Origin of the sequence: Richelia sinica FACHB-800 (assembly GCF_014698825.1) — a bacterium.
GTDB lineage: Bacteria > Cyanobacteriota > Cyanobacteriia > Cyanobacteriales > Nostocaceae > FACHB-800.
This window is the reverse complement of sequence record NZ_JACJTT010000005.1, coordinates 62,173-87,198: the sequence shown is the minus strand read 5'-3', so window position 1 is coordinate 87,198 and position 25,026 is coordinate 62,173. Positions and strand designations below refer to the sequence as shown.

At 38.4% G+C, this 25,026-nt stretch carries 26 protein-coding genes and 1 pseudogene; 4 read left to right on the top strand and 23 right to left on the bottom strand.

The window, feature by feature from the left end:
- Nucleotides 1-12: 12 nt before the first annotated feature.
- The 6 genes and pseudogenes from cas2 to H6G73_RS06240 all read right to left on the bottom strand — a co-directional run bounded on the left by cas2 (nucleotide 13) and on the right by H6G73_RS06240 (nucleotide 4,163).
- Nucleotides 13-285 (bottom strand): CRISPR-associated endonuclease Cas2, encoded by a 273-nt coding sequence (gene cas2, locus H6G73_RS06265; protein WP_190602342.1) that lies wholly within the window; start codon nucleotides 283-285, stop codon nucleotides 13-15.
- A 122-nt stretch (nucleotides 286-407) separates the two neighbouring features.
- Entirely contained in the window at nucleotides 408-1,412 is a 1,005-nt protein-coding gene (gene cas1d, locus H6G73_RS06260) for a type I-D CRISPR-associated endonuclease Cas1d (RefSeq protein ID WP_190602340.1), read from the bottom strand.
- A 10-nt stretch (nucleotides 1,413-1,422) separates the two neighbouring features.
- Nucleotides 1,423-2,072, bottom strand: a pseudogene (gene cas4 / locus H6G73_RS06255) (CRISPR-associated protein Cas4).
- A 145-nt stretch (nucleotides 2,073-2,217) separates the two neighbouring features.
- On the bottom strand, nucleotides 2,218-2,538 hold the full coding sequence (locus H6G73_RS06250) for a four helix bundle protein (protein WP_190602338.1): 321 nt from the start codon (nucleotides 2,536-2,538) through the stop codon (nucleotides 2,218-2,220).
- A gap of 131 nt (nucleotides 2,539-2,669) precedes the next feature.
- Nucleotides 2,670-3,500 carry a CRISPR-associated endoribonuclease Cas6 gene (cas6, locus tag H6G73_RS06245; protein ID WP_190602336.1) on the bottom strand — a complete coding sequence of 277 codons (831 nt, stop codon included), beginning with the start codon at nucleotides 3,498-3,500 and terminating at the stop codon, nucleotides 2,670-2,672.
- A 51-nt stretch (nucleotides 3,501-3,551) separates the two neighbouring features.
- Nucleotides 3,552-4,163, bottom strand: coding sequence for a 2OG-Fe(II) oxygenase (locus H6G73_RS06240; RefSeq protein ID WP_190602334.1), 612 nt, complete (start codon nucleotides 4,161-4,163; stop codon nucleotides 3,552-3,554).
- 90 nt (nucleotides 4,164-4,253) lie between these two features.
- Between H6G73_RS06240 and H6G73_RS06235 the strand changes: the two genes are divergently transcribed.
- Nucleotides 4,254-4,673 (top strand): hypothetical protein, encoded by a 420-nt coding sequence (locus H6G73_RS06235; RefSeq protein WP_190602332.1) that lies wholly within the window; start codon nucleotides 4,254-4,256, stop codon nucleotides 4,671-4,673.
- On the opposite strand, the gene cas5d is transcribed toward H6G73_RS06235, so the two are convergent.
- The 8 genes from cas5d to cas3 form a co-directional block, all read right to left on the bottom strand.
- The gene (gene cas5d / locus H6G73_RS06230; protein ID WP_190602331.1) at nucleotides 4,674-5,381 is read right to left on the bottom strand and encodes a type I-D CRISPR-associated protein Cas5/Csc1; all 708 of its coding nucleotides are present in this window, start codon (nucleotides 5,379-5,381) and stop codon (nucleotides 4,674-4,676) included.
- Between the two features lie 5 nt (nucleotides 5,382-5,386).
- The gene (gene cas7d / locus H6G73_RS06225; RefSeq protein ID WP_190602329.1) at nucleotides 5,387-6,397 is read right to left on the bottom strand and encodes a type I-D CRISPR-associated protein Cas7/Csc2; all 1,011 of its coding nucleotides are present in this window, start codon (nucleotides 6,395-6,397) and stop codon (nucleotides 5,387-5,389) included.
- Between the two features lie 75 nt (nucleotides 6,398-6,472).
- The gene (gene cas10d / locus H6G73_RS06220; RefSeq protein ID WP_190602327.1) at nucleotides 6,473-9,823 is read right to left on the bottom strand and encodes a type I-D CRISPR-associated protein Cas10d/Csc3; all 3,351 of its coding nucleotides are present in this window, start codon (nucleotides 9,821-9,823) and stop codon (nucleotides 6,473-6,475) included.
- Nucleotides 9,807-10,259: a type VII toxin-antitoxin system HepT family RNase toxin gene (gene hepT, locus H6G73_RS06215; protein WP_190602326.1), complete on the bottom strand. Its 453-nt coding sequence runs from the start codon at nucleotides 10,257-10,259 to the stop codon at nucleotides 9,807-9,809. Before hepT ends, cas10d begins: the two co-directional genes overlap by 17 nt.
- Complete coding sequence (gene mntA / locus H6G73_RS06210) at nucleotides 10,256-10,708, bottom strand: type VII toxin-antitoxin system MntA family adenylyltransferase antitoxin (RefSeq protein ID WP_190602323.1); 453 nt, start codon at nucleotides 10,706-10,708, stop codon at nucleotides 10,256-10,258. Before mntA ends, hepT begins: the two co-directional genes overlap by 4 nt.
- Nucleotides 10,709-10,836: 128 nt before the next feature.
- On the bottom strand, nucleotides 10,837-11,073 hold the full coding sequence (locus H6G73_RS06205) for a hypothetical protein (protein WP_190602321.1): 237 nt from the start codon (nucleotides 11,071-11,073) through the stop codon (nucleotides 10,837-10,839).
- Nucleotides 11,074-11,301: 228 nt separating this feature from the next.
- On the bottom strand, nucleotides 11,302-11,616 hold the full coding sequence (locus H6G73_RS06200) for a hypothetical protein (protein WP_190602319.1): 315 nt from the start codon (nucleotides 11,614-11,616) through the stop codon (nucleotides 11,302-11,304).
- 262 nt (nucleotides 11,617-11,878) lie between these two features.
- The gene (cas3, locus tag H6G73_RS06195; protein ID WP_190602317.1) at nucleotides 11,879-14,056 is read right to left on the bottom strand and encodes a type I-D CRISPR-associated helicase Cas3'; all 2,178 of its coding nucleotides are present in this window, start codon (nucleotides 14,054-14,056) and stop codon (nucleotides 11,879-11,881) included.
- A gap of 202 nt (nucleotides 14,057-14,258) precedes the next feature.
- Between cas3 and H6G73_RS06190 the strand changes: the two genes are divergently transcribed.
- The gene (locus H6G73_RS06190; protein WP_190602316.1) at nucleotides 14,259-15,125 is read left to right on the top strand and encodes a transcriptional regulator; all 867 of its coding nucleotides are present in this window, start codon (nucleotides 14,259-14,261) and stop codon (nucleotides 15,123-15,125) included.
- A 50-nt stretch (nucleotides 15,126-15,175) separates the two neighbouring features.
- Here the strand turns inward: H6G73_RS06190 and H6G73_RS06185 are convergent, their stop codons facing one another.
- From H6G73_RS06185 to H6G73_RS24275, 5 genes are all read right to left on the bottom strand, one after another.
- Entirely contained in the window at nucleotides 15,176-15,565 is a 390-nt protein-coding gene (locus tag H6G73_RS06185; protein ID WP_190602314.1) for a DUF5615 family PIN-like protein, read from the bottom strand.
- Nucleotides 15,558-15,884, bottom strand: coding sequence for a DUF433 domain-containing protein (locus H6G73_RS06180; RefSeq protein WP_190602312.1), 327 nt, complete (start codon nucleotides 15,882-15,884; stop codon nucleotides 15,558-15,560). Before H6G73_RS06180 ends, H6G73_RS06185 begins: the two co-directional genes overlap by 8 nt.
- Before the next feature lie 29 nt (nucleotides 15,885-15,913).
- Nucleotides 15,914-16,780, bottom strand: a complete 867-nt coding sequence (locus H6G73_RS06175) for a fructosamine kinase family protein (RefSeq protein WP_190602310.1) — start codon at nucleotides 16,778-16,780, stop codon at nucleotides 15,914-15,916.
- A gap of 63 nt (nucleotides 16,781-16,843) precedes the next feature.
- The gene (locus H6G73_RS06170; RefSeq protein ID WP_190602309.1) at nucleotides 16,844-18,124 is read right to left on the bottom strand and encodes a M16 family metallopeptidase; all 1,281 of its coding nucleotides are present in this window, start codon (nucleotides 18,122-18,124) and stop codon (nucleotides 16,844-16,846) included.
- 80 nt (nucleotides 18,125-18,204) lie between these two features.
- On the bottom strand, nucleotides 18,205-18,360 hold the full coding sequence (locus tag H6G73_RS24275) for a hypothetical protein (protein ID WP_206756230.1): 156 nt from the start codon (nucleotides 18,358-18,360) through the stop codon (nucleotides 18,205-18,207).
- Between the two features lie 473 nt (nucleotides 18,361-18,833).
- Between H6G73_RS24275 and H6G73_RS06160 the strand changes: the two genes are divergently transcribed.
- The gene (locus H6G73_RS06160) at nucleotides 18,834-19,631 is read left to right on the top strand and encodes a sulfite exporter TauE/SafE family protein (RefSeq protein ID WP_190602305.1); all 798 of its coding nucleotides are present in this window, start codon (nucleotides 18,834-18,836) and stop codon (nucleotides 19,629-19,631) included.
- A 22-nt stretch (nucleotides 19,632-19,653) separates the two neighbouring features.
- Here H6G73_RS06160 and H6G73_RS06155 read toward each other — a convergent pair whose 3' ends face one another.
- Nucleotides 19,654-20,319 carry a cadmium resistance transporter gene (locus H6G73_RS06155; protein ID WP_190602303.1) on the bottom strand — a complete coding sequence of 222 codons (666 nt, stop codon included), beginning with the start codon at nucleotides 20,317-20,319 and terminating at the stop codon, nucleotides 19,654-19,656.
- An 80-nt stretch (nucleotides 20,320-20,399) separates the two neighbouring features.
- Between H6G73_RS06155 and H6G73_RS06150 the strand changes: the two genes are divergently transcribed.
- Entirely contained in the window at nucleotides 20,400-21,074 is a 675-nt protein-coding gene (locus H6G73_RS06150) for a cadmium resistance transporter (RefSeq protein ID WP_190602301.1), read from the top strand.
- Nucleotides 21,075-21,096: 22 nt separating this feature from the next.
- Here the strand turns inward: H6G73_RS06150 and cysK are convergent, their stop codons facing one another.
- From cysK to murJ, 3 genes are all read right to left on the bottom strand, one after another.
- Nucleotides 21,097-22,059, bottom strand: coding sequence for a cysteine synthase A (cysK, locus tag H6G73_RS06145; protein ID WP_190602299.1), 963 nt, complete (start codon nucleotides 22,057-22,059; stop codon nucleotides 21,097-21,099).
- Nucleotides 22,060-22,077: 18 nt separating this feature from the next.
- The gene (locus H6G73_RS06140) at nucleotides 22,078-22,563 is read right to left on the bottom strand and encodes an RrF2 family transcriptional regulator (RefSeq protein ID WP_190602297.1); all 486 of its coding nucleotides are present in this window, start codon (nucleotides 22,561-22,563) and stop codon (nucleotides 22,078-22,080) included.
- 677 nt (nucleotides 22,564-23,240) lie between these two features.
- Nucleotides 23,241-24,851 (bottom strand): murein biosynthesis integral membrane protein MurJ, encoded by a 1,611-nt coding sequence (gene murJ, locus H6G73_RS06135; RefSeq protein WP_190602295.1) that lies wholly within the window; start codon nucleotides 24,849-24,851, stop codon nucleotides 23,241-23,243.
- Nucleotides 24,852-25,026 lie beyond the last annotated feature (175 nt).

The window sequence follows — 25,026 nt, the reverse complement described above, 5'->3', positions numbered from 1 at the left end:
ATGAAATCAAGATTAAGCAAAAAAGATTGTGTTGTCTCTGACTGGTTCACCACCAATGCGTTCTACTTTGCCTTGACAACATTGACAGAGAAAATAAAAACGGATGCTGTCGGTATCAGGTTTGATGAGTTTGGCTAAACGCGATCGCATCTTAGCATACTGAGTTGGAGTCAAATCACACTCGAAAACACTAAACTGCATCCATTGTCCGTAAGATTTAAGAACCGAGTGAACTTTTGTCCGGCGTTTATCTTCGGGTATATCGTAACTGACAACTATGAACATAGGTTATTTGTCATTGGTCATTTGTCATTGGTCATTTGTCATTGGGAATAGGGAATAGATAGAAGTTTATTCTCCCCCTGCTTCCCCTGCTTTCTTTACTGTCACCTGTCACCTGTTCCCTGTCACCTCAATACTAAAGGTGGATATTGCTCAATTTCACCCATGAGATATTTAGCTAATAACCGCCCTTGAATTTCAAAGGCTTCTTGATATGTACATTTGCGTCCTAATACTGGGTGTTTGAAGTTTGCGAGTTTCTTTTGTTGATAGGCTTTTAGAAATGTTTTTTTACCCTCTGGGTTTAATTTCATGGCATTGCTGAGGGGTTCGGTGATAAAATCTGCTGGTGTGAGCGATCGCTTGTTGATGAGTGACAACACCATTGCATCCACTACCAAGGGGCGAAATTCTTCCATTAAGTCCAAAGCTAGGGAAGGTCTGCCATAATGGTCAAAGTGCAAATATCCAAGATAGGGGTCAAAACCGACGATATTCACGGCGTTTTGAATGTCGTGTTGTAACAAGGTATAGCCAAAACCCAAGAGAGAATTTACAGGGTCGGTTGCAGGTCGGCGTTTACGTTTGGAAAATTCAAAATCTGGATGTTTAATCAGTTGGTCAAAACACCCGAAATAAGCTGCGCTTCCTGCACCTTCTAGACCTCGGAGGGAGGCAATTTTATCTGTTTGCTCAATTGGTGATATTGCTTGCTCTAATTTAGTAATATAACTACTCAAATCAAGCCCAGCATCTTCCCTTTGAGCGCGAAGTAAAGCATTACGATAGTTTTTCAATTTACCCCGTACAAAACCTTTAACTAAATGTATAGATTGGGGTGTTTCTCCTGCTGCACTCCATTGAGCTTTACGCACAAAGATGTTTTTTGTATGTTCCGGTTCAAGTCTGCCTAAATAATGTCCGATTTGGTTGATAAAAGTTAAACCGATTTTGCGGGTTAAAATCTCTTCAACAACCGCAGGTGAAACTGTTGCTCGTCCTAAAATTACAATTCCCTCGACCTGAATAAAAGGAATATCTTGTAGAATTTTCTTCTCAGCTTTGACAATCAATCTCTCATCAGTTTTGCCAATAAAAGCATCATCATGTGCGACATATAGTGTTCCCATAATTAACTCCTTAATTTTCTTCTTGATAGCGGCTCATTTTTTCGCGAACTTCGGGTAAACATTGAGAATATAAACTACAACCTTTACAGCGTTTACTGTAAATAGGTTTAGGCATTATTCCTGTGATTAACAGATTCTGCACAGATGCAATAGTGTCAATTGTGCTTTGGCGTAATTCTGGCGTAATTTGTACTAATTGTCGTTGATGAGATTGGGCATAATAAACATAGCCAATGTTTACAGATTTACCAGTCATTTCCTCTAAACATAAAGCTTGGGCACAAACTTGTAATTCATCATTATCCCATTCCCCTTGCGTCCCCGCTTATATTCCACTGGGTAAAATTCGCCGTTTTCTTCTTCAATTAAATCTGATTTACCACTCAGGTTATACTGTTCAGACTTGAGCCAAATTGAGCGAAATTGCCAAGTTGATTCCCGTTTACCTTCACCTGTCGTATGTACTTTACCATGTAAACTTGTGCCTTCAATTGTGTATTGATTATCTTGAAATTCTCCTGCACAGTGCATCCGCCAACATCTATGGGGACAGTATGAATATTGATTGAGAGAAGCGATAGTAATAGGTGATAGGTGACAGGTGACAGGTGACAGTAAAGAAGATGCGGTTAGATTATTAAGAGTGTTTTGTTTAGTCATAGTAAATAGGTGAGAGGTAAGAGTAAAAGAATTACAGACGCAAGATTATTATTAGGTGGGTGTAGGCGTGGGTGTGGGCGTGGGGTCTGAAGAGTAAAAGAATTACAGACGCAAGATTATTATTAGTCCTTTCATGATTAATTCATTAATTATTAAGGATGCGGTAGCGCAAAGAAGTCAGCATTTTGCTAATCTCTGTAATTAGAGATAACGTGGGATTTGCTTGCTCTGGAGTTAAATTATTTAGTCTGACTGCTAGCATCAGAAAAGTTTCTGTTTCCATGAGTGAACCTTTAGCAATAGCCAGAAAATGAGCAAAATCAATTTTTGTTGTGCCTCGTGCGTGACCTTCGGCAATATTGGCAGGTACGGATGAAGCAGCACGAGTAATTTGTGATGTCAGCCGATAAATTTCGCTATTCGGAAATGCGGTAGATAATTGATAAATTTGGACTACCATATCCATAGATTAGATTTTTGCCACACAATTAAATCTCGATGTGATTCAATTTTCATTACTAAATTCTCTCTGTCACCTATTCCCTGTCAGCTTCTTAACTGTCACCTGTCACCTGTTCCCTGTCAGCTTCTTAACTGTCACCTTCTTCTTATCATTCCCATACCCATTGTTGTTTTTCTTCCCGCACCAGCATACAAAGCGAAGTCAGCTAAAGCATTAATTTGCTTAACTTTTTCTGGTTCTAAATCACCCATAATTCGATATGTAATCTCGCCCATAACGCCAATAAATTTACTACGAGAATCAGCTACTATTTCTGTGTGAATATTAATAAATGAAGGAAAAATAGATTCGATGGCAATATCTGAAAATTCTATGCCACTATATTTATGCCAACGGGAAAGAAGGGAATTAAACACACATTCTCTAGTAGGAAGAGTGGTATCAAACTTGCCTTGACGGAAAGCGGTTGGTGTAGCAAAAATCAAGCTAATTGTTTTCTCAACTGCGCCGGCTTGTTCATATAATTGAGCATAGGTGGTAGCATTTGCCCAAGGTTGGGTAGACTGGGGTGTGCCTTGTATGCTGGTGATAAATAAGTCAGCAGGGCCTAAATGCCAAGGTTTATCAGGGTTGAGATTTAGCCATAGTTGCGTTAGTTGACTAAAAAGAGTGTCGTCTAAAAGGGATATTCTCCACCAGCAAGGGGTTCCTGGGAGGATAGGTTGGGAATGAAAGAATTGCAAGGTTGTGTGTTTGCTAGCACCCCTGTGGGAGCGTGGAGAGTGAATTTGCAAGGGGGAGAGGGTGAAGGCTTTATCTGCGGTGGCATCATGCAAGCGATCGCCCAAGCTATAATCTACAGAACTGACTAGTGTGAGAAATAGAGCGTGTAAGTGTCTTCCTGTTAGATATTGGGGTGGGATAGGTGACTGGGGAAGCAGATTTAACACTAAGCTATGAGGCATATTTTAGATATTTCCTTTCTCAATGAGGAAATTAAAACTTGATGTAATTTTTTACTTGCGTTTCTTATTTATCGCTTGAGTAGCTCTAGACTCTAAAGTAAAATACGGTATTTCTTCTAATTCACTCTCATCTAAATTATACTGCTCACAAACCAAACTCAAGCGATTACCAGGAGTTTTGACAGCATTAACGGAATGAGTTAAATCACCTTGAAAGTAAAGCAGGGTATTAGTTTGGGGTTTAATTTGTCCAACTTGGCGTTTGTGGGATTTTAAGACTAATTCTCCTCCCTCCATGTTTTCTGGGACACGCACATAGAGAACGCTGACATAAGCCGGTGGTTGAATTGTTTTACAATAGGAACGGAGCGACCTATCTATATGCGGGTCAACACGAGAACCTTCTTTGAGCAGTAAAGGATTAAGATAAAAAGCGTTGCAATTAGGCTGAAGAGCCAAATCTAAATAAGGCTTGAAAAAAGGAAATTTTTTTTCTACTTCTGCGATTCCTTCACGTTGGAATACTACAGAAAAACCTTTGGTGTTGACAAAATCGCGGTTGAGGTTGTTGACAGCAAAGTAAGGGCAAGAATTGATTTCTCCCCATAAGTCGTTAAGGTAATTAATGGGGAAGGCGTTGGGTTGTTGTTGATAGTATTTCACGGTACAAAAGCAGGAAAGAATAATTAAGTATTTCAGTTTATGATTGTAATAATTTTAAACTTAAACAAAATACCATAGAGGGTTAGATACATGAGAATTGATGATAAAAATGTAGCAACTGCACTTACTGAAAAGTTAGAAGCCAGTTTACCAATTAAAGTCAAGGCAAGGAAAGAATTCTTAAAAATGTTGAAAAAAAGGGGAGAACTAGTCAATCCAGAGAAAGAATTTGAGGTTGATTGGGTAGCTTATTCTGGAGATGAAGGTGGGATTATGTGCCGACTAGTCAGCAAAAACGATAATCCCAAAGATGAAGATCAAGCACAATATGTAGTATCTATTACCCATCTCAAAATAGATCCGGATCATCCCCATGCAGAAGAAATAGCAACTTATCAACGGGATCGAAATCGTAAGTTAATGTTACAAAATCGTGGTAGTCTGATGACTGAATTAATGCCTTTAAGTCCTCCTAAAAAGAAAAAAAGAGGTAAAGGTTTTGGTCAGTAATTAACTCCGAAAACGGTATTGCATCAACTTAGGAAGTTTTACATCTTTGACATCATCAAAATAGTAATATTCCCCTCGCATTTGCACATTTTGAATTAGACTAACTGGCGGCATATTTACTACATCATAGCTAATTACTTGATTAGTAAACATGACATCCAAAGGATTTAAAGGATGAGAACAGGTGAATACACCTTCAGTCTTTTTCGGTTTAGGTAATTCTTTAACTATTAACTCAGCCTTACTCATCCATTTTCCCAAACGAATCCATTTCGGTAATTTGATGTGTTTTTCAGAGATGAGAAAAAACTCAAATTGACTTTCTGGCGCAATTTCTTTGGCTCGTCCAAAACTGGGAATATTCTTTTGGGTTTTCTCCATTTCTACATGGTAGTTATTATTAGCATACTTCCATGTATTCAGAATAGCCGTATGATTGAGAGAACGAGCCGGAGTAACATAAATTTCCTGTTGGTTGAGTGGGGTTAAATGTTCCTCATATTTTGGCACTTGTTCAGGACAGAAATAGCAATAGGAATCTTCTTCAGCAACGGTAGTTGAGTAAACAGGGTTATCAACTAAGCCGAGTGCATAACAGAGTGCATAATTGTGAATTATTGGCTCCGTTTCGTATAGTCTGCCAATTTCACGAGTGGCAAAATACAGACTGTCGTGTAGTTCTAATTGACAACGGTAGATAATAGTCATGGCTGTTACTTAGCCTTAGCCGCAGTTTTCTTTTTGCTAATATGTTTATTGGCATATTCTTTAGCTTCTGCATCAGCTTTTTGCAAAATAGATTTAATTCCTGCTTCGTTATTAGTCAGGGTTTTGACTTCATTCAACAAAGGTATAAAAGCATCACCAATAAAGTCAGTATGCACAATAAACTCATCTGCCATTAAATTCTCAATTGCCTTTTTAGCAGCAGTAATTACATCATCTTCGTCTAAAGGATCTGGTGATTTGAGTGTATTATTAGCCTTCATTTGGTCATATATTGCTTGAGTCCAACGGAGATTACTGGCAATTTCTCCATCAGCAAATACAACTCCGATTAATTCGTTTCTGATGCGACCTGTACGGGTTGTTTGTGCGCCATAGTGTCGAGTTCTGATAATGTTATTTAAAACATATAAAAAACTGGCTTCTGTAGGGTCTTTGAGTGTAACAATGCTGGGAAAAAATACCTGTGGTTTAATGTGGTCTTGTTGATTAATTCTGCTAGTAACTTCACCAGGTTTAGAATTATCTTCACCTTTAGAAGCCATTGTCCCATTTTCAAAAGGTGCATTGAGGGTAAATGTTTCGTGAGATTCATCAAAAGCTGTAATTGAAAATGCAGTATCTACGACAACTTTTGATTTTTCTGAACCGGAGTCACCAATAGCAAAGCCGTAAATAATACAATCAGGATTATCCATTGCAAATTTAACGTTATATTCACAATCTTCTGCTGTCATAAATTCGTATTTCCGCAATAATTCCCGACCTACTAATCTTTCTGGCGTGGACTGTTTACGTTTGAACATGGAAAGACGGCTAATGGTGTTTTTGTCTTTGACTCCTGCTCTAACTCGTGCTTTGTTGAGTTCGCTATCTGTTTGAAATAAAGGATAAGATTCGGTCACACGAATGGTGAGAAAGTGGGCATATTTACCCATTGGTTTGTAGGGGATTTCAGATTGAAATAATTTAGCGTCAACGGTTTTTAAAAATGCCATAATGTTTCTCCAAATTAGGGTTAATGAAGTTAGTAAAATTTTTGGGTGGGGTAGGGGTTTAGCATTGCTAAACCCCTACGGATCTTCGTCGTCAGATTTAGATTTATCTGCGTTTTCTTTGTCATCTTCTAAACGATAAAGAAATTCACAGGTATCGCGAATCAGGTTTAATTGACGACCTGCTAAACGCGCGCGATCGCTTTTAAAACTTTTCTCAAATACTTCCTCTACAAAATATCTAGCAAAATCTAAAACAGCTTGTCTTTCTTCCTCTCGTTTACTCATCATCCAGCGTCCTTCAGCAGTTGAAGAATGTACCCGATCCATGAGTTTAAAAATCTCTGCTGCTACTGCTAAAGTTAAGGTTTCACCCTCAAACACACTTGAATCTGCTTTCAGAATAGTTTCCGCAGCAATATCAATCGGTTTTAAAACAGCATTAGCTTTAGGATTAAACCTTTTATTCGCCCGGTAAAAACGGCGATACAGTTCCGTTAATTTCTTTGGATGATTCAAATTAGACGCTTCTCCCACAATTAATTTCTCCTGATTAAAATCAAATTTTGTATAAGGGTCAAAACAAGGGTAAAAATGATAAGTGTAAAGCTTGATTTTTTCAAGCCTGGCTGTTTCCACTCCTTGGTTACGCACCCATTTATTCAGATAAGCAAAGACATACAGAGGACTGGTTTCAAAATCCTTGGCTAGTTCCGTAAATTTCCCCCAGTTAGCATCATAACCAGTTTTACCTTGCCTAGCATTGACATCTAAATGAATAGCGTAAGCAGCAGTTAATACATTTAAAGGTGCAGGATATTGAATACCGTACTCTTCCCAACCTTCGAGAATGTAATCAAGTCTGAATCTATCTCTTTTCACCAAAGTTCGGAAAGCATGAGGCGCACTATCAAGAAATACGGTTTCTTCAAATTCTGCACCGTCATTAAATGGAGGAATAGGAGACTCAGAAACTACAGTTTTCACATCTAAAATCATCGGAAAAGCAAACGCTAACCAACTCGGCATTACCCAAGATTCAGTATCAGTGCTGTCTCTTCCAGGAGGTAAAGCCATGAAGTAAAAAGTTAAAGGTTGATCTTCAGGATAGGAAAGTTTAAATGTGCGGTCTTTTTCACTATCTAAATTTTCATCAATTAAGAAACTATCCACACTTTGATAATTTTCTTTACCCAAATCAACCTGTAAATCTTTACTAATGAAATGATTTCGGATGCTAGTATCGAACCGAGTTTGAGCAATATTGGTGTAAGCTTTTTGTAAGAACTTATTAGTTTCTGGTGTGAAGTAATAAGTTGGATAAAAGTAGAGATAGCGATATTTACCATCTTCAAATCTTTTACCTACTGCTTGAGTTTGATTCATCAATATTTGTCTGAGCATCATTTCCACTCCTGCAATACTGGAAATGTTGCGTTTAGCGTTAGAACCTCCTAACATTTGCTTATTAGTATAAACTTGGGGAGTAAATAAAACCGCTGATTCCATTTGCTCAGTAACAGTGTAAGCTGAGTGAGAAATTGAGCAAATTAATTGTTTACCTCTCCCTGACTTTTTAGCAGCGTTATAGTTACTTAACTCATGGAGAAAATTATCAACTTCCGTTTTGACAGATGCTGCTTTATTCGCGCTAGGTAACATCACTACTCTCGTTACCCATAACCTTAAATCATCCCAACCATCGGGTAATTGATACTGAGTTAGAATTGGTGATATTAAATTTGTTAAATAATCAATCACCTGTTGACAATTTTCTCTAACATCTTCAACACCTTGATTCTTCTCCAGATATTTAGCTGCTAGGTAATACCATTCATAAGGTACACCCCCGGTATTACCTTTGAGTTTTTGTTCTTTCAAACTTTCATTGATAAGTTGAATTTCTCTGATTTGGGGTAAATATTCTGTTAAATTCCAAAATTCAGCGACTTTGTGAGTTAAATCAAACTTGGGAACTTCTGGAAGTTTTTTATCTTTTTTTCTAGCTATTTCAATTCTCTCAACTGTTTCTTCCCAAATTTTACGAGTAATTAAATCTCCAAATTCGGCAATTTGATCAATACGTATATCATCATCAAAGTTAAAATCGTAATCAGCAGATAAAACACTCTGCTTTTGAAATTTCACTAAATTCTCACTGCGACTTTTAGCAACTGATGGTTTACCAGATTTTAAAATTCTCAGTGTTGCATCTAAAGCAACTTGCATTAAACCAGGAGAATCAAAAAAGAGGTTGTAATATTCAGCATATTTCATCCCTTTTCCATCTCTACCAAACCCCGTTTGTCTGAGCTTCAATTGACCAGCACAGAGAGATTTAATCTTATCAACTACCAAGTCTGGTAAAGTTGCTGATGAGATAGGGGGAGCATCACGCAAAGCTAGATAAATTACACCAGTTGGTAGATATAACAAAGGTTGATAATATTTATTTTCCTCAGTATTTAAGTTAGTATGAGCTTCAATGACAGCATTATTAACAACGTTGGTTAAAACGCCTCTATTTTCGGCAATGTGATGATAAGTAAATTTCAATTTACCATCACTGAGACTATGAATAATTTCATTCAGTCTTGGATTTTCTGCGTCTTGGGGATGTTTGATAATTGAAGCGAGAGAATCAGCTAAACAAGTTAAATCTGATAGACTCTGAATAGTCCGGTCTTTTAAAACGGGATTTAAGCCAAACTCAGAAAAATTCCAGTTAGTATCCCAGCGTCTTTGTGCATTGTAAGCCATACACAATAAATCATCAAGATACTCTTGATAATCTTCAGGATTATCAGGATTGATAAATTTATCAAGTCCTAATTGTTTAACTTTTTCATCAATGATTTTTCTATGTTCATCTAAAGGTAACTTGCGACAATCTTCCGGTGCATCTGGGAACTTTTCAAAGTCATGTAAAATAAACCCAGCAATTACTAAACGTCGTTCTTTATCTTTGACTACTCGTTTAACAGTAGTATCGAGCTTTTCTAATCTTTGCTCAATTAAATTTGCTGGAAATAAACCGTTGAGCAAGTGTGTATTTAAAGATTGGTCAGCAGCATTATCCCGTCTAACTCTGCTTTTACCTTCTGCTGCTCGCTTTTCATCTATTTCATCAAAGAATTTACCACCTTTAGCCGTGACACCAATAGCTATTTTCAGCAGATTAGGTAAAACATACTCGGCAAAATCTGCCATTACTTGATCATTGGTATTTTGCGATTTAATTGCTTCTCTTAATAGTTTAAGTGTGAGTAATTGTCCTTTGGTTTCAATAGTTCTATCGCCATCACTATCAAAGCCAAATTCACTTGATAACCAGTCATCTTCTGATGATTGAAATTCTTCTGAACTGTTTTCTGTTTCTAAGAGCGATAACTGTTGATATTCATCTGATTCTTTACTTTTTATAGCCATTGTCTTCTTCCAATGAAATCAAATAAGAGTTGATTTGTCTAACATAAAGTGGGTATTGCTGTAAAGCAAAACTAATTGCTTTGAAAACTTGATTTGGGTCTATATCGTCATATTCATGCACTAACCGATTTCTTAATCCTGACGATGGTGCAATTTGTTTAGCTAGTTCTGGTGTAATGATTTGATATTGACCCAATTCGATAAAAGCCTCAAAATTAGTGAAAGCTTGCCCAGGGTTTAGCTTTGACAATATATGGTCGTTGATGTCTATTGCGGCTTGAGTCATTAATTGCAGAAGTCTTTCTACAACAAGTTGTTGACGAAAATCAGACAAAAATTCATCAAGGCTAATGGAGCGGAATTCTTCTAATGTGTTGTAATATTTATTAATTAGCCTGAGCCTAGCTACAATTATTTCCGAGTCTATATTACTCATGCTCCCCACTTCTTTAATTCTCTGTCAAGGATTCGATATTGTTCTTGGCGATATTGTTTTAACTCAGTTTCACTTTTCAATGAATTTAATTTAAATTTCTCAAATTCTCCACAATATTTTTCAAACAAGACAATTCCATCACGGGCTATAAAATGAGCAATTAACCAAGAACAATGATTGAGTTCGACAATATCTATAATGTCAGAATTTATTTTTAACAATTGCCCAACCAAACTTGGTAGTTCAAATAAAGAAGAATGATGATTTCCTATGTAAGTCTGACGTTGTTCTTCGTCACATAAAACTGCAAAATCCCAGTCACTATTAGCTTTGGTATTACCAGTTGCTCTAGAACCAAAGAGAACTAACATTTTCAAGTAAGGTATTTTTTCTGGCAGTTGTAAGGATAGTTGTTTAAGTTCTGTAATTGTGGGAGTGTCTTTTTGCATTTTATGATGCTCCAGAAAGTGAACAGCTATAATAATCTATATTTTATAGATAAAGATTATTGCTATCATCAAAAATGATTTGATTGGTGCGTTAGTGTGTTGGTAACGCACCAAGGTAACTAATTATCCTATTTTACAAAGGATAGAAATTGTCTTATGGCATCTCTAGCTTCCGGAGATTTAATTTCATTTCTATCTAGTGCAATTTGAAAACAATTTACAGCTTCTTCTAACAAGTCAAATCCTTTTCTGTTTTTACCACGAACTTTTTTCTTAATATGCAGGATTGGTTTCCGATACAAGGGAAGTTCTAACTGTACACAAGATGATGATGCTGAAGGTGTAATTTTTCTGGTTGTTCTCATGTTAATTTCTCCGTGAAAATAGGATTTTTGATTTGGGAGAAAATTTTTACTGAACAAAAGTCAAAAATAGTAATGAACCAGGAAAATGAAAATTATGACACCTTGTCAGCCCGTAGTTATGAACTATCTGGGTGAGGACTCGGATTACTTATCTCATGTATCCAATGGTGATTGCTACTGCAATGACTAAGTAAACAATAAAAACCTTCTCCAAAATTCATTGTTAAACTAGGTTAGGGACTGACCTTTGATATACCAACCCTTTTTGCGGTCACTTACTATAGGTACTGAACCTGCTCTGAGTGCTTGTAATACTTGGCGCACCGTACTAGGATTTAAGCCTTTCTCCCGATAGTCTATATTCTGCATCATTAGATACTGAGCTATTTCGCAAGGCTTATAAGGTTTACCATCATTCATCACTTCTAAAATGTCGATGGCAAGGCGAAAAGGTGGCTCAAGATAATCCTTACACTCAGTAGCACGATTGGTGAGTAAAAAGGTTGCAGCACTAGCTATCTTGCTATAAGTTTTTTGGTTCATGTCATCTCCTATACTCAATGCCTCCTGAACTATGACTAAAGTATATCTCCTAAATCATAAATTTTATTCATGGTTATTCAACCCCTCTTAGGGGTAGCTATGTCAAACAAACTATTTTGAGCTAAAATCATCAAAGGTAGTAACGCCATTAAGTTGCCTAAAATCCCTATCAGGGATTGAAACGAATATCCATGTATGCAATGGCGGTTGCTCCTGGGCTTTCTTACAAAGCTTTCTAAAATCCCTATCAGGGATTGAAATTTCAAGCAATCCATATTTCATCTCCTTTGCTTTTAAAGGTATAAGCAAGCGTATCCAGCAACAATGCAGACTGACCAAAGGCTATAGAATAGGGTGTATTAGCATCATGAACACTGGACTGGTCGCTGATGGGGTAAAGCTGAAAGTGCATTGGGAGTCTTAACCGCATCCGCACTTCTGTAACAGGACGACGAATTATATAACAAACTAAACCTTCTTTCTTCAGCTTTTTATCAATTTGACCTATCCAAGGGTTATCCGGTTGCCATATTCCTATACCTGTTAAAACCTGTACTTTCCAAGCATCAGCGATGGGTTGTAAGTCTCCAGAATAGGTAAATTTCCAGTTCAACCGTTCTTCACGATAGGAACGCAACTTTATAAATGCGAGACAATGGGCAAATCTACCTTTGGCTATGGGTTGTCCGGTACGTTCGGCGGTTTCTTTCAATGTCCGTATAAATCCCGCCTCTGTCCACATTTCAATTTCTAAGTTGCTTAAAATGCCTGGTAAATCATAGGTTTTAAATCTTTCCGCTTCGTTGTTTTCGGTTAAATCATATAGTCCACATTGCAACGGACTGGAACCGCGAAAACTAGCAGCATCATCAGCAATGGGATTTCCTGATTTACCGGATTTTTCTTTCCATTCTTTAGCCCATGCGGAGATACGTCCGGCTTGTGATTTTAAGCTGGTATCAAATACTTTTTCACAGGCTGCTTGAAACTTTTCGCGACTTTGGGCATACTGTTGTTGAATGGTGCGATCGCTCAATTTATAACATAGCCAAAACGACTGTACAGCACCCCAACGGCGATAATAACCACGAAAATCATTAATTTTCCGATATTGGTCTTTGAGAGTTTGTTGCAAAAATGGACGCTCATAAATACCATTAACTTGTAATGGTGGTGATTCAGTTTGAAATAAACGCTCAACTAAAAAGTTAGGCACTAAAGCATAAGCTGTAAAATTATCAAACTTAACTTTTTGACCGTTTTTTTCATATCCGTCATGTCTTCCTAATCTTCCTAAACGCTGAATAAAGTTACCTGAATCTGATGATTCAAAGATTAAAAAGTTAATTTTGAAGTCCACACCAACATCAATAGTGCTAGTACCTAGAACTAAATCAGCCGCAAGACTTAGCTCTTTTTCTCCTTTGCTAGATAAACCTGTGTTTTCACCTACAGTTAAATTATAAGGTTTTAAAAGTTCTTGAAAAAATTGAGTCAGCCGCTTGACTGCTGCAATCGAATTAAGAATAATCGCACCTTTACTGCCTGTATGTTGCTGAAAGTGAGATACAATTAAATTACTATTCTCTTTCAACCAAGTTTCTGAAGCCTTAAAACTCGGTTCTAAAGATATAAATTTAAGTGAAATATCTCGTGCTACCTGTCTCCATCCTTGGTTTTTTAATTGCGTTTCTTGTTCTGGAGTATCAGGAAATTGATATTTATCTTCCTCCAGAGGGCTTATTTCTCGACACCGAAATTCGGCTGTTTCTAATCTACTAATTAAATCTCTATCTGGTGTCGCGGAGAGAAAGAGGAACTTTTTCCGGCGATTTGTACAGCGAATTAACAGCATGGAGTTAATTACGCTGGCGATTTGCGGTGCTGCAAAAACATGAAACTCATCAAAAATAAATAAGTCGAAATCTTTATCAATTTTGTTCCATAGTTTATCAGGACTATCGCCAGAAATAATATAAGCACCTCTATGTAAATAATGAAAAATATCAGGGTTAGTTAATAATGCTTCTCTTTGGCTAGCAAGCGTTAAAAGTGCCGCCCCTTTTTTTAAGCCTTCATTTTCTGCATATATTTCTAAATCAGCACCACTTAATCTAAATACGCGCGGTTGGTTTTCTGGCTGGAATATATCAATATATCCTTGAAGCTGTGTTTCTTGGTCACGTGCTAATTCATTGGTTGGGTAAAGTCCAATTGCGGAAAATTCACCTTGAAGAACTTCTAAATAAGCAGCTAAACTTTTACCATCACCAGTCATGGCAGTGTTAAACACTACATCAATATTTGGGTCACGCAAAGCTTTTAAAGTTTCTAATTGATGCCAAGAAAGTGACCAACCATCTGGTAATGTTACTCCATCAGGTGTGGGGACAGTTTGTGAATAAACAGACTTAAGTTGAATACTATAATTTTCTAACATATCCTTAATAACTCACTTCAATTTCTGCAACTAATGGTTGCAATCTTGCATATCTCAACAAACTATCTTGAATCTGGCTTGTAAATTCCAAATTAGCAATTACAAATGCGTTTAGCTGATTTTTTTGTTACTGAAATCTTTAATACAGATACAATAACTGTAAATACCCCTGCATGTCAATACTGTAATTACATTTTTGTGAATGTCTAGAAAAAAAGAGACAATTACACTGTCAATCCCCTCTGGAACAAAAGAACAACTAGAAGAAATCGCCCGCAAATTGCGTATCTTCTGGGGTAAGTCTCCCAGTGTATCTGGATTATTGGTAGCGATCGCTCAACATGAGTTTGAAGTCGGTGAACCCTTTACCTTAAACTCAACGCAAGTAGTAGCACTCCAGCAAGCTATAGGACTGCTAAAGGACTCAGGTTTTATTGAACAAGCGCAAACTATCTCTAGCCTATTACTAGAACGCGGACAACTTGAGCTTCCCATACGTCAACAAATACTCCAGCAAGTCAGCCAACCGACGGAAGCATGGCGTATTCTGGCAGACCAATTCCGCCAAAATCAACAACCTTTTCACTTACTCTATGCAAATCCTCAGTTTGGAGATTTGTCTTTTACTGTGCGTTATGCCGAAATCACTTTTGAAGAGAAGCGTTTTTACTTAAATATTTGGTGCGATGAAGATGACACCGAAGATGTTGCCAATACAGACTTTCCAGAACTGATACACAATCGCTGTTTGCGCCTGGATAAAATTAAAGGTGTTGTACCAATAAACGGACAATGGCGACATGAAGGGCTAGATAACCTAAAAGTGTACTTACACTTTTATCGTGGTTTGATTAAAGCCTATGAACCAAAACCCAATGACATCAGCAATGAAGTGATAGGAGAAGTCCGCCAAGTGGTGAGACGAGTATCAAATCCCTTCTGGTTGGTGCGGGAAGTGTTGCGTTATGGGGACGACTGCGAGATAGTCTCACCGGAAAATGTGCGATCGCTCCTTCAGCAGAAAATCCGCAGTCTGTGCCAATTATACGATATCGAAACCATGACTTAAATTCTATGGGGTAGGCTATTAAACCTACCCTAATTAATCAAATAGTTACTTTAGTTGCCTTTATATTCTTGAATTATAAACACCTGCTGGCTGGATTTACGTTGGTTCTGCTTTTTCACTCGAATGAGACGATTTTTCAGATTTTCTACTTGTTGTAGATAAAGATGCAGAGTTTGTACTTGTCCTGTGTAGTCTCTATCAGTTTTACAAATGATTATGCCTTGGTGAGAAATACCCTTATGGTGTAGGTCGATAAAGTCATCACGGTTGAGAGTAATGACTATTCGCTCAATTTGATTGCCAAAAGCCAGCACTTCTTGATCAGGAATACCTTGGTTAGCTTGTCCAGCCTCTTGAGAAGTTAGAACATCATAGCCAAGCCGACGCAGTTCTATCACCATATCCATTGGAAAATTCTCGTTGGAGTAGAACTTAAGCATTATCCTCCTGATTCATAGCAGTTAGCACATTATTTAACTCTTCCTGATGCTGTGCATAGTATGTCCATGCTGCCGTTAAATCCTCTCTAGTCAGGCCAGGATAGTTCCGCAGTAATTCCTCATCATCTGCGCCTTGTTGACGGAATTCTACCAAAGTCCACACAGGAATACGGCTGTTACGAATACGTGGCTGTCCACCACATACATCAGGAGTAACTTGAATTGCCATACTGTTGAGGCGTTCTTGTAGTAATAGACGTTCTTCCGTACTCAGGGAAGTAATAATTTGCACTAATGAATCGACCAATTGAGTATTCATTTGCTTCTCTGCTTTGTGCAATCTTGTATCTAGCGTAAAATCTGCTCAATCATCCGATTAGCTTGGGAACCATAACCACCACCAAACAAATTGAAATGGTTCAAAACATGATAAAGGTTATACAAAGTTTTCCGCCTTTCATACCCATGATCTAAAGGAAACACCTCTTCATAACCTTGATAAAATGCAGCCGGAAAACCCCCAAACAACTCAGTCATGGCAATATCTACTTCCCTATCACCATAATAAGTGGCTGGGTCAAAAATCACTGGTTCCCCGTCTACAGTACACCCAGCATTCCCACCCCATAAATCCCCATGGACTAAGGAAGGTTGCACCTCATGACCCGCTAATAATTCGGGGATAGCTGCTAATAACTGTTCTTGGTGAGGAAAATTGCCACCCCGTCGTCTTGCTAACTGAAATTGATAACCTAAACGGTGTTGACAATAAAATTCTGCCCAGTCATCAGTCCAAGGATTGATTTGTGGCGTAGAACCAATGGTGTTATTCATATCCCAACCAAAACCCTTGTCACTGGTCGCTTTGTGTATTGCTGCCAAATTCTGCCCCATCTGTTGCCAAGATTTGTTGTTTCCACCTCCCATTTGCAACCATTCTAGGACAATGTAACTAGAATTACCTGTGATGCCCCAACATAGAGGTTTAGGCACACGGATACTGCCAGTTGCATACATCTGCTGTAAACCCAATGTTTCGGCTTCAAACATTGCTACATGGGAGGCTTGGTTTAATTTGACAAAATAGGTCAGCTTACCATCACTGACTGCATAACCTTGATTGATACATCCACCACTAACAGAAAGATGCTGTGTTGAGCGGAATTTGTCACCTGTGACATCACTAATATGAGTATCAATTTCAGTCCAAAGCATATATTTTGTCAGTGGTTGGTTATCAAAACTAGATTACCAATTTCCCAGAGATAAACCCCAACTCTACTCACCTGGCTTGACCACAACTACACCATAGGCATCTGGAGAAAGATACTGCTTTGCTGCTTGCATTAAATCAACAGCATCCTGGGACTGAATATAGTTTGGATAATTAAAGGCTGGTTCTAAATCCCCAATCAAAGAATGATAGTATCCATACAGACCGGCGCGATCGCTTGGGGTTTCATTGCCAAAAATAAATCGGTTTGCTACCCGTCGCTGCATCTTGGCAATTTCTGATTCCTTCACCAACTCAGTTTGTAATGTGCGAAGATGTTGAGCGATCGCATCTTCCACCGCTGCTAAATCTTCTACTCCACACTTAGCGGAAATATAAAATGTTCCTTGCAATAGATGACTCATATTGCTGACGGAAATTGTACTCACTAACCCCCGTTCTTCCCGCAAATCTTGCACCAGTCGAGATGTCCGTCCATGTCCCAAAATTCCCGCTATCACATCCAAAGCATAGGTTTCATCAAGTTCCATCAACCCAGGTACTCGCCAAACCATAATTAACCTAGCTTGCTGGAGACTTTCATCAACAAATTCCTGTCTGACAATTTCTGTAAATGCAGCTTCAGGATGAGCTTTTCTCTGTTCCCTGTGCAGTGTTCCTGGTTGTCGATATTTAGTAAATCCCTCTGCCACAACATCTATCAATTCTTCCACAGGTAAATTTCCCACAGCCACAGCTGTAATTGACTGTGGTTGATACCAATAGTTATGAAAATCGCGCATTTGCTGAGGTTGCAATTGAGCAATTACCGATTCTGGCCCCAATACTGGACGGCGATAAGGCAAACTATCAAAGGCCATTTCCATCGACCAGCGAAAAATACGCCGCCGGGGATTATCTTCAGAACGGCGAATTTCTTCTAAAACCACCAACCTTTCCCGTTCAAAAGCATCATCAGGAATACTGGGATTACAAACCACATCTATTTGCAGTGGTGCTAATTCTGCAAAATCTTTAGGAGCAGTAGTTATATAGTAATGAGTGTAATCCTGACTAGTCGCAGCATTAGTTACCGCCCCTCGTTCCTCAATTCGTCGCTCAAACTCACCACTAACTAATCGCTGTGTTCCCTTAAAAATCATATGCTCTAAAAAGTGAGCCATACCGTTAATATCATCAGACTCCACAGCAGAACCGATATTTGTCCACAAACTCAGGTTCACTGCTTCCACTGGCATTTGCTCGGCAATAATAGTTAAACCGTTAGACAACTGGTGTAGCTGGGGAGCATTTAGGCGGGGAAACTTTAGCACAGTTGATGTCATGGGTCTTAGGGAGTGTAGGGCGACGATACATCTTTATATTAGCCGGGATAGCAGTTGTAGGGGCGGGTTCACAGATATCATCAACCATCAACCAAGATATTGGTAAAACTACCCCTAGACCATACATCCACAGAAATTGTAGGGGCAGGTTCACAGATATCATTAACCATCAACCAAGATATTGGTAAAACTACCCCTAGACCATACATCCACAGAAATTGTAGGGGCAGGTTCACAGATATCATTAACCATCAACCAAGATATTGGTAAAACTACCCCTAGACCATACATCCACAGAAATAGTAGGGGCGGGTTCACAGATATCATCAACCATCAACCAAGACATTGGTAAACCCGCCCCTACTGGAAAATATAAACATGGTGAATTACACGAAGTTATTACAATAAATAATTCAGCTATTTAATACAAACGCCCATAACTGTAGTTTCTATAAAGAAGATTTCTGGCTAATCTACCTCACAAGAAAAGCACAAAACTGGGGATCAATTTATATCAATTGACACTAGACTTTTGGCAGATTTAAGATAAAATACAGTAAGTCAATCGGATTTTAGTGTTTTACGATTTAAAAATTACTTCCTGGCTGTTCACAAGGCAGAAAAACTCACCCTTGAGTAGTAATTATATTCTGCGAGGAAGCTTTATCTTCAAACTCAACACAGCTAAAACCTACTACCAGATATGTATATGGACTACTTGTTACTACCTTTTTTCAGCTTTGTCATTGGTATCATCGTTGGTTTAACGGGAATAGGTGGTGCTTCTCTCATCACACCCATGTTGATTTTTTTCTTTCAAGTGCCCCCATCTATTGCTATTAGTTCTGATGTAGTAGCAGCCACTTTAATGAAGGTAGTAGGTGGAGTGAAACACTGGCAACAAAAAACCTTGGATTTGGAAATAGTCAAATGGCTAGCCATGGGTAGTGTTTCTGGTTCATTACTGGGTGTAGCAGCTTTACACCACCTCAGAAACAGTGGACAACATGACATAGATAGCCTCCTACTGCGGTTATTAGGAGTAATGATTTTAATCGTTACATTGACAGCATTAATACAAATGTTGTTGATGACATTTTTTCCCAAATTCAACTTACCAGAACTGCCAAAATTAAATGTCAAAACTCATCTAGGGCGCATTCTCACTGTAGTGCTTGGGGCAGTTTTAGGCTTTTGTGTAGGGATGACTAGTGTTTCTTCAGGTTCGATGTTTGCCTTAGTTTTGATTGGGTTTTTCCGCCTGGATGCACGTAAATTAGTAGGTACAGATATTACTCAGGCAGCAATTTTATTAATTTTCACATCCTTTGGTCACCTCACATTAGGAACTGTGAATTGGAGTTTAGTAGTGCCAATTTGGATCGGTTCAGTACCCGGAGTTCTCATCGGTGCGAAACTTTGCCAGATAGCACCTCAACGTCCTCTGCGTTTTATCATCTATAGCATCTTAATGATGGTTAGCTGGAAATTAGTTGCCCAAGCTTGAAAATCAAAAATTAAAAACTCGTTTACTTCCCTATCAGGGATTTAATTAAATTAAAAGTTCCTCTTTCATACATAATTAATAAACCCAAGGCAATTAAAATAAAAGGAACCATCGCTTGACCATAACGACTTAAAATAGTAGCAATAGCCCTCTGACGACTTAATAAATAAGCTATACCGCACCAAACCCCTACCATTGCGAAAAACACTAATAGGGTGATTCCTAAACTAGCAAAGTTCTGCCCTGCAAATAGAGGAATGTAAATACTAATATTATCTCCACCGTTAGCAATGGTAATAGCCGCAACTTTATAAGTATTTGGATGTAAAACACTTAACAAGAAAGAAAATCGAGAGTTAGAATAGGATGCGTCTAATAAATCTGCACTAACAGCTTGAATTTCTGTAGTTTCTTCTTTTCTAGTAAAAAGTTGCTTCACACCAATTATGATTGGTATTAGTCCTAACAGACCAATGAATTCTTTTTGAATAAATAAACCGCCAAAGAATCCTGGTAAGCTCAGGAGAATAATGGCAGAAAATCCCAAATATTGACCAATAATAATGTGTCTACGGCGAAAACTTTGGTCTATCTGGGAGAAAAATAATAACAAAATGAGAATATCGTCAATATTAGTAGCTGTAAATGCAATGATGCCTTGAGTAAAATCAGTAATTAAATGGGTCATGGTAAAATTTGATTAAATACCATTTATCAACATATCAATATTTGTAATCTGCAAGTGCATCAAGATAAAAATTTTCAAGCATGGACGAATTATTCACATCCATCATTACCGGAGTCGCCGCTTTTAGTGCTACTAATATTGATGACCTGGTAATTTTGTTGGTGTTTTTTACTCAAGTCAATGATAATTTTCGGTCTTGGCAAGTTGTCTGCGGCCAATATTTGGGATTTACTATATTGTTAATCCTCAGTTTACCAGGCTTATTAGGTGGACTAATTCTACCGCCAGAATTGATTGGTTTACTGGGGTTAGTACCTTTGGCTATTGGTATCAGTAGTTTGGTGAATCAGGAACTAGGTTCATTGCCTGAAGAAACTTCAGAAATAACATTATCTAAAACATCAATTAGTGAGCATTTTCTCTCACCACAAATCTACACTGTTGCCCTAGTGACTATTGCTAATGGCAGCGATAATATTAGTATTTATATACCTTTATTTTCTAGTACAAATTTAGCAGGTTTTATTTTAATTATATTTGTATTCTTTTGTTTATTAGCAATTTGGTGTTATGCAGCCTATAAATTAACCCACCAGAGGAAAATAGCTGATTTTTTCACCAAGTATGGTAATTATCTTGTACCTTTCGTACTGATGGGTTTAGGATTGGTAATTGTGTGGAAAAGTCAAGCTTTGAGTCCGATTAAGCTCCTGGCTAGTTGTATTTGTTTGCTGGTATTGGTGAAGAAAAGTTGATTAATTATGAAGGAATCAACTTTTAAACTTGCGTCAACCATTCGCTTTCTTCTGGGTCTTTAAAGAGTGGTGTGCTGAGGTAGCGTTCACCAAAGCTGGGTTGTACCATGACTATTAATTTATCGGCATTTTCTGGACGCTTGGCAACTTGTAGGGCTGCATATAAAGCCGCGCCAGTGGAAATCCCTGACAATAGTCCTTCTTCCTTTGCTAACCGACGACTATAGGAAATAGATTGCTCATCTGTAACTTGAATGATTTCATCTACCAATTCTGAACGGTAAATAGCGGGAATAAAGCCGGGGCCGATACCTTGAATTTTATGGGGGCCTGGTTTTCCTCCACCTAAAACGGGGCTATTCACTGGTTCGACTGCCACCGCTCGAAAGCTGGGTTTACGCTGTTTAATTACTTCAGAAACCCCTGTAATTGTTCCTCCAGTGCCAACTCCAGCAATGAGGATATCAATTTCTCCATCGGTGTCATTCCAAATTTCTTCGGCTGTAGTCCGAGCATGAATTTGGGGGTTGGCAGCATTACTAAACTGTTGCAACATATAAGCATTGGGGGTTCTAGCTACGATTTCTGTAGCTCTAGCGATCGCTCCCCGCATTCCTTCCACCCCTGGTGTTAACTCTAGATGCGCTCCATAAGCCCTCAGCATCAGTCTTCTTTCTTGGCTCATGGTATCCGGCATGGTTAAAATTAGGCGGTAACCTTTAGCTGCTGCAACCATGGCTAAAGCAATTCCTGTATTGCCCGAAGTCGGCTCAACTAAGGTGGTTTTTCCTGGGAAAATTAACCCTTTTGCTTCTGCGGCTTCCACCATGCTCACACCAATTCTGTCTTTCACAGAAGCTGCGGGATTCATACTTTCTAGTTTGACCGCAATTCGCGCTACTGCACCAATGCTTTGGGGAATTTTATTCAACTGTACTAAGGGTGTTCTACCTACTAATTCAGTAATATTTTTTGCTATTCGCATGACTATACCTCTGGGTGATTAAATGTAATACATGGGATTGTTTTGAGTGCGAGTTTCTATTTCCTGACACAAATCTTGGAGCGTATAACCGCGCAATACTTCAATTGCCGAAGCGTTAGCTTGTTCCCAAATTTCCAACACCAAAGTTTTTTCGATGGTTCGAGTTTCTGCACTCTCTTTTTCTTTACGTTCCCCTTCTACCAAGGTAACTATTTCTAGCAAGGTAATCTGCCAGGGTTCACGCAATAGCAAAAAACCACCTTTGGAACCTCGTTGACTCTGCACAACACCAGCACGACGCAGGTGAGTGAGAATTTGTTCTAGATATCGCTCTGGGATGGGTTGCTTGGCTGCAATCTCATTCATCGTCAGAGGGACTTTTTGGTCATGGTGGATGGCTAGTTCTAAGAGTGCTAAGAGCGCATATTCCACCTTGGCAGATAGATCGAGAAGAGCGTAGCTTTGGCTATTATTCAAGTCTGTATTTAAAATACTACTGTACATTGATAGGTTTAACGTTTCTTATCCGCAGGTAGTTTATTTAAAGTGTCAGATGTAATAGCATCTCACTTATTACTTACAAAATATCATAAATCTATCGGCTTGCTGGTGTATTTAGGTAATAATTCTTAAAGTTGCTTGATTTTGCACCGGAATCACGGATTGATACAATGGTCTCCGTATGAAAAGATGGGATGGGTGCGCCTCTAGCTAAACTCATCCAACCTGATACCGACAGCATCCGTTTTTATTATCTCTGTCAATATTTTCTGCTTAATCTTGATTTCCTCATGGTTTCAGGCATTTTAGGGCTTTTGTTTTATTTCCCTTACCCCGCAAGTGTTTGAGGCGAATTTCTTCATCAAAAATAGGCCTCTTGCAAAAGTCCTTCTTTGGGTTCTCTTCTGAAGCGACTCTAGGTGAAACAAAAAAAATATTTATGCCAGATGTCTAATGTTGTAGGACTTATACCAATTCCATAAAAGAATGCGACAGATGCGTAGGTTGGGTTGAACAAGGTGAAACCCAACGTTTACAAGGTTTTAGAGTGTTGGGTTTCGTACCTCAACCCAACCTACATCTGTAACAATCATTTTTTAAATTGGTATTAACCCAACCTACTGAAACATCTATAATGAATTTTGTTGATTGGGTAAAAAATAATCGTGATATTCCTTGATTTACCTCTTCAAAAACTTCTGCCGCATCTTCACCACAAAACCATTAACCTCCGGTATTCTCATCATCCCTGCAATAACCGTAAACACCCCAATTCCCACTGCACCAGCAACACACAACTCAACTATTAAAATAACTAAACCCTGATTTCCCAACACCTGCCGACAAGCAACCAAAGTACCATAACTCGCAACCCCAGCAACCACACTACCCACAGTTAAACCAAAAATTGGTACACTCCATTCTCGCAAAGGTAAACCATTCAACTTGCGATTTAAGAACCACAACAGCATCAAAATTGAACTACAATTTACCCCAACTGTAGCTAATACCAAACCAGGTGCACCAAAGGGTTTTACAAGAATAAAATCTAAAGCTGCATTGAGTAAAATATTAAAAATGCTGATTTTAAATGGTGTTTTCCCATCACCCAAAGCATAAAACACCCGCACCAAAACATCACGCCCTAAATAGGCAAACATGCCAATTCCATAGGCAATTAATAGAGAAGATACCAACTGGGTTGCTTCTTGTTTAAAAGCCCCCCGTTCATACACTACCTGCACAATGGGTACTGATAAAGCTACCATTAACGCCCCTAAAGGTAGCATTGTCACCGCAGTTAATAACAATCCTTGACGAATACGTAATTTTAAATCTGGCCAATTTTCTGGTTCAGCCAACTTAGCAAATATAGGTAATAAAGGCAATAAAATAATATTAGAAATAATTCCTAAGGGCGTTTGGACTAACAAATTTGCATAATTAAAACCAGCCGCAGCACCAGGAATAGGACTAGCAAAATATAAATCTGTAGCCACATTTATCGGCATCATTCCTGAAGAAATAGTTGCCGGAGTCATAATTTCTATTACTTCCTTTACAGCCGGAGATTTAAAATCAAATCTCAACCGTAATGAACCTAAACCTAACCGCCATTGCACAATTAATTGGACAGCCCATTGCAGAGTTGCCCCAGCTAAAGTGCCCCAAGCTAACACCATTCCACCAATAAAGGCAAATTCTGGTTTAATAATTTCTTTGCCATATTGCAAAGCTAAAACACCAATCCCAATGACAACAGTCACACTAGATAATAAAGGACTGATGGAGAGTAACCAATATTGATTAGCTGCATTCAGCGTGCCAAAACCAATACCAATTAGACCAGAAAATAAGGCCATAGGAGCCATTATTTGCAACTGCCGAATCGCAATTTCTCTAGTAGTTGGTTCTAAACCATGACCAACCAAATCAATTACTGGTGCTGCTAAGAAAATTTGCGCTACTGTCACCACCAACAGCAAACCACCCACTAAGGTTGTGACCGTTTCTACCAGTGGTGCAGCTTCTTCGTCTTTACGCTTGGCTAAAACACTAACAACAGCACTATGTAACGGCCCATTGACACCCCCTAGCAAAATGAGGAGAAAGCCAGGGATAATATAGGCGTAACTATATGCTGTAGCGGCAGGGCCTACACCAAAAGCAGCTGCTATAGCTTGCTGTCTAATTAAACCGAATACTTTACTAATTAAAGTTGCTACGGCAACAATACCAGCAATACCAGCGAAAGAACGAGAGGGTTTTTGATTTTCTTGTTGTTCAGTCACGAATAATACCCGAAACCTCTTGCAGAGCGCATATTTGAAAACATTTAACCTGAAATCTTAACATCTGTTAGGGAAATTTTGAAGAAATGGTTTGTTAACCCAGATGAATATAGTTTGTAAGAAAAGTATTGATTTAATACAAGAGATACCTTTAGTAATCAATAAAGTTTTATGT

What these genes read in the sequence shown, in the direction of transcription:
- H6G73_RS06205 (WP_190602321.1), bottom strand. Translation starts at nt 11,073, where the DNA reads ATGAGAACAACCAGAAAAATTACACCTTCAGCATCATCATCTTGTGTA.
- cysK (WP_190602299.1), bottom strand. Translation starts at nt 22,059, where the DNA reads ATGCGAATAGCAAAAAATATTACTGAATTAGTAGGTAGAACACCCTTA.
- H6G73_RS06235 (WP_190602332.1), top strand. Translation starts at nt 4,254, where the DNA reads ATGAGAATTGATGATAAAAATGTAGCAACTGCACTTACTGAAAAGTTA.
- H6G73_RS06250 (WP_190602338.1), bottom strand. Translation starts at nt 2,538, where the DNA reads ATGGATATGGTAGTCCAAATTTATCAATTATCTACCGCATTTCCGAAT.
- H6G73_RS06185 (WP_190602314.1), bottom strand. Translation starts at nt 15,565, where the DNA reads ATGCTTAAGTTCTACTCCAACGAGAATTTTCCAATGGATATGGTGATA.
- cas10d (WP_190602327.1), bottom strand. Translation starts at nt 9,823, where the DNA reads ATGGCTATAAAAAGTAAAGAATCAGATGAATATCAACAGTTATCGCTC.
- cas6 (WP_190602336.1), bottom strand. Translation starts at nt 3,500, where the DNA reads ATGCCTCATAGCTTAGTGTTAAATCTGCTTCCCCAGTCACCTATCCCA.
- hepT (WP_190602326.1), bottom strand. Translation starts at nt 10,259, where the DNA reads ATGAGTAATATAGACTCGGAAATAATTGTAGCTAGGCTCAGGCTAATT.
- H6G73_RS06160 (WP_190602305.1), top strand. Translation starts at nt 18,834, where the DNA reads ATGGACTACTTGTTACTACCTTTTTTCAGCTTTGTCATTGGTATCATC.
- cas5d (WP_190602331.1), bottom strand. Translation starts at nt 5,381, where the DNA reads ATGACTATTATCTACCGTTGTCAATTAGAACTACACGACAGTCTGTAT.
- cas2 (WP_190602342.1), bottom strand. Translation starts at nt 285, where the DNA reads ATGTTCATAGTTGTCAGTTACGATATACCCGAAGATAAACGCCGGACA.
- H6G73_RS06155 (WP_190602303.1), bottom strand. Translation starts at nt 20,319, where the DNA reads ATGACCCATTTAATTACTGATTTTACTCAAGGCATCATTGCATTTACA.
- H6G73_RS06200 (WP_190602319.1), bottom strand. Translation starts at nt 11,616, where the DNA reads ATGAACCAAAAAACTTATAGCAAGATAGCTAGTGCTGCAACCTTTTTA.
- H6G73_RS06180 (WP_190602312.1), bottom strand. Translation starts at nt 15,884, where the DNA reads ATGAATACTCAATTGGTCGATTCATTAGTGCAAATTATTACTTCCCTG.
- H6G73_RS06175 (WP_190602310.1), bottom strand. Translation starts at nt 16,780, where the DNA reads ATGCTTTGGACTGAAATTGATACTCATATTAGTGATGTCACAGGTGAC.
- mntA (WP_190602323.1), bottom strand. Translation starts at nt 10,708, where the DNA reads ATGCAAAAAGACACTCCCACAATTACAGAACTTAAACAACTATCCTTA.
- H6G73_RS06190 (WP_190602316.1), top strand. Translation starts at nt 14,259, where the DNA reads ATGTCTAGAAAAAAAGAGACAATTACACTGTCAATCCCCTCTGGAACA.
- cas1d (WP_190602340.1), bottom strand. Translation starts at nt 1,412, where the DNA reads ATGGGAACACTATATGTCGCACATGATGATGCTTTTATTGGCAAAACT.
- H6G73_RS06170 (WP_190602309.1), bottom strand. Translation starts at nt 18,124, where the DNA reads ATGACATCAACTGTGCTAAAGTTTCCCCGCCTAAATGCTCCCCAGCTA.
- cas7d (WP_190602329.1), bottom strand. Translation starts at nt 6,397, where the DNA reads ATGGCATTTTTAAAAACCGTTGACGCTAAATTATTTCAATCTGAAATC.
- H6G73_RS06140 (WP_190602297.1), bottom strand. Translation starts at nt 22,563, where the DNA reads ATGTACAGTAGTATTTTAAATACAGACTTGAATAATAGCCAAAGCTAC.
- H6G73_RS06150 (WP_190602301.1), top strand. Translation starts at nt 20,400, where the DNA reads ATGGACGAATTATTCACATCCATCATTACCGGAGTCGCCGCTTTTAGT.
- cas3 (WP_190602317.1), bottom strand. Translation starts at nt 14,056, where the DNA reads ATGTTAGAAAATTATAGTATTCAACTTAAGTCTGTTTATTCACAAACT.